Here is a 3,373-nt window from a genome sequence, read left to right on the forward strand (position 1 = left end):
TGCAAGCCACCGACAAGGACGGTGACACGGTGACAGCCGCAGCCGAGAAACTGGTCATCACCGTCGACGACGATACCCCCGTTATCGGGACCGCCCCTGTGCAAGATGTCGATCCCACTTTGGGTGCGACGTCATGGACCTTTTCGGGTGACTTCGCCTACTCGATAGGTGCGGACCAGCGCGGGCCGACCTACTCTTCGGCAGCGGACAGTGATTTTGCCGCCCTCGCCCTTTCTGGTTCGGCGAACGATGTTGCGATCGTTGATCCAACGGTCACCTGGGATTCAGAGAGTCTCGCCGCTGCCACGTTTAACGTGTCGTTCAAATACGATCACGATCGCAATGCTGCCACCGCGCCTGAACTGGTGGAAGGCACGCTGGTGTTTGACAAAGCCAATGACACCTATACCTTCGAGATGGATGCGCTGCAAACGACGCAAGACGTCACGCTGGGCGAAGGCACTGGATACGAAACGTATGACGTGGATGGTACGAGCCCTTCCAGTGGCCCATCACCTGTGGCTACTGGGAAGCTTGGGGAAGGTTTCTTCATCCAGATCACGGGCTTCGAGGCACCACTTAGTGCCGGTGGCAATACTGTTGTGGCGGCGGGTGAGCTGGTGAGCGGCACGCAGGCCGCTGTAACCTTGTCCAGCACTGCTCTGGGCGTCTCCGGAAATACGATCCAGGCAGGTGAAGCGGCCAACATCAATTTCTTCCAGACTGATCCGAAAGGAAATCTGGGCGCGACCAATTTTAGTTACGCGACCGATTTCTTTATCAAGTTCGATGGCTATGAGACTGAAAGCGATGATCTTTTGCTTATAGTCAGCCTTGCTGATGCAAATGATCCCTCCATCACTACAACACGGGCCATCTACGTCGACCAAGGCGATGTGTACGAGAACGATACGGTCAACACCGATCTTGTTGGAACCAAGTACCAGGCCCTTATCGTCGATGACCCGGCCGATCCGAACGACCCGTTCCTGGACAATAATGATGCTCTATTGATTGTTGAAAGTAATGATTTCAACATTCAGACCGGTGATAACTGGCTCATCAAGGGTATTCAGATTCTTTCGAATGATGCTGGCCTTACGGGCAGCGCGATAAATCTGAATCGCGATGTCGGTGCCGATGGCGCAAGCAGCACTTCCGCACAGCCGGTCAGTGGTCTGGTCGGGCCTGGAAACACGATTGCGGAGGATACGAGTACGAATCCACTGAAGATCATCGATGCTGGTTTTTCCACCACCACGACTACACCCGCTACCCTTGATCTAACGCTGGATTTCAAGGTCGTCGATAGCGATAGCGATTTCACCGCTGTCCAGACGATTGATATCGAAAATCCTGTCGTGGTCGAACTGGTGGGATTAACTAACTTGGCACCGACAGATTTGGTGCTTTGATCCACCAAGAAGAGTGCACGCGCGCGACAGGATGTAAAACCTGTCTCGCGCGGTAATGCTGGCGACAAGGTGATCGTATTGGTCGGTGTCAATCTTGCAACCGAAGTTGCACCGGGAGACTTCGTCTGATCCCTTAATTTGCATGACTTCTTCAGGAGGTGTTTATTGGTTAGCCTCGCGGCCCACAAGGCAGCGGGGCTTTCCATTTCCGGTCTACCTCCCGGTATCCAATGTCGGTGGCCAAACGGAATCGAGTCCCCAACACCCTCTCTGATCAGGGGTTGATCCATGGACCATGTACTCATCGCGCCGCTCCTTCGCGTCCTCATCCCGTCTCCCCCTCCCAAGTAGTCTGAAACTCCCACCCCGTTTGGGAGTATCGGCCGATGCGCAATCCCTGGCGTTTATCCATAGTTGCGACCAAAGGTCAACGGTCAGGCCTAGATGACCGCAACTGCCCCAGGAAAAAGTCATGACTATTGAGCAAAATTCATTGAGCATCGTGGCGACCGGCGTGGACGTTACACTGGACGAAACGGCCGGACTGCAGAACGCCACCGCCACTCCAACCCCTTCCGAAGACGCTAACGACAACGACACGGCGACATCCCTACCCTCGGCCTTCTCTACCCGTCTGACCGCCCTTGGGGCAGGTACTACAACGGGTGCGGCCTTGAGTGGCTATACCGGTGCCGTGGGCAACGCGGGCAGCGATGCGTTCACCATCAGCGGTGGAACAAGCGGTACCGATATCAGCTTCGTCGACAGCGCTGGCGCACCGCTCAATGGTCTGGACAGCGGACTGGATACCCTCGATGGCACCAGCATCCTTCTCTATACCGATACGAACAACAACATCGTTCTGGGCCGAGCCGGGGGCGCAACCGGCGCGATCGTGTTCGCTGCCTATATCGAAGAAACGGTCACAGGCGGCAAGATCTGGACCGTGGAGTACCAACCACTCAAGCATCCAGGTACGACGAACCCCGATGACTCGGTCGATCTGACGGGTAAGGTTTTCATCGGAGCCAGTCAGAACCTGGAGTTCAGTCTGGCCGGTGCGCCCTCCGGTCAGAACCTCTTCCTGATGTTCACGAAATTGAACCCGGCAACTGAAACGGTCAATGGTGTCGTGCGGATTACCGATCCCGCCATCATCGCCACTGGCAAGTTACCGGCGAATCAGTCCGGGCTTGACCCCAACAGCACAGCCGACGACGTCAATATAACGACTGGCGACACGATCAATACCAGCCAGGCAGGTGGGCCGACCACCTTCGGCACCAACAACCAGATGATTACGGAACAGGAAGGCATCCGCTTTTCGTTCGTCACGGGTGCCCGGCAGGATATGACCATTCCCAACCTTAGCCAGGGCGAAGCAGATGTTGAATCCAACATCGACTTTACCGGCGTCGTCAATGTGAAGACGGTCAGTTTCGACGTCGTGCAGTTGCAAAGCGGCAAGAGTGCTGTCGTAAAAATCAGCGCATTCAGCACCGCTGTTGAATCTGGCACGCAATTCATCGACGGCTATGCGAATGATACGAAGGTTGACATCGTCAGTGTACGCATCCTCAACAGCGCCGGAACGGTGCTCGAGAATTCAGCCGGACCGGAGAATGATCCGGGCATTGGCATCACCTTTGCTAATGGGGTTGCAACCCTCACCGGCATTAAAGCCGGCTACCTGATTGAATACACCACAACGGCGGTTCACAACCGCGTGCTCATCGAGAACGGGGCGGCCCTCAACGCCAGGGGCAATGAGCACGCCGATTTTGATATCGATGGCCTCCACCTGTTCCAAGCCTCTATTACGAGCACCGAAATCGGTTCCCAGATGAACTTCGAAGACGACACGCCGACGGCGACCGGCACCGCCGTGACGGGAACCGTCGACGAGGACGGCCTGGCCAATGGCATTGCCGGTGGTACGGGCGACGTGACCGGCGAGG

The 3,373-nt window shown here is 56.1% G+C and carries 2 pseudogenes; both read left to right on the top strand.

The features are described 5' to 3' along the window. Window positions 1-1,415: pseudogene (locus tag PMI36_RS04440) on the top strand (hypothetical protein); the annotation flags it as partial. Between the two features lie 472 nt (window positions 1,416-1,887). Then, window positions 1,888-3,373 (top strand): annotated as a pseudogene (locus tag PMI36_RS04435) (DUF5801 repeats-in-toxin domain-containing protein); the annotation flags it as partial.

This window comes from Pseudomonas sp. GM79, from assembly GCF_000282495.1.
Lineage (GTDB): Bacteria > Pseudomonadota > Gammaproteobacteria > Pseudomonadales > Pseudomonadaceae > Aquipseudomonas.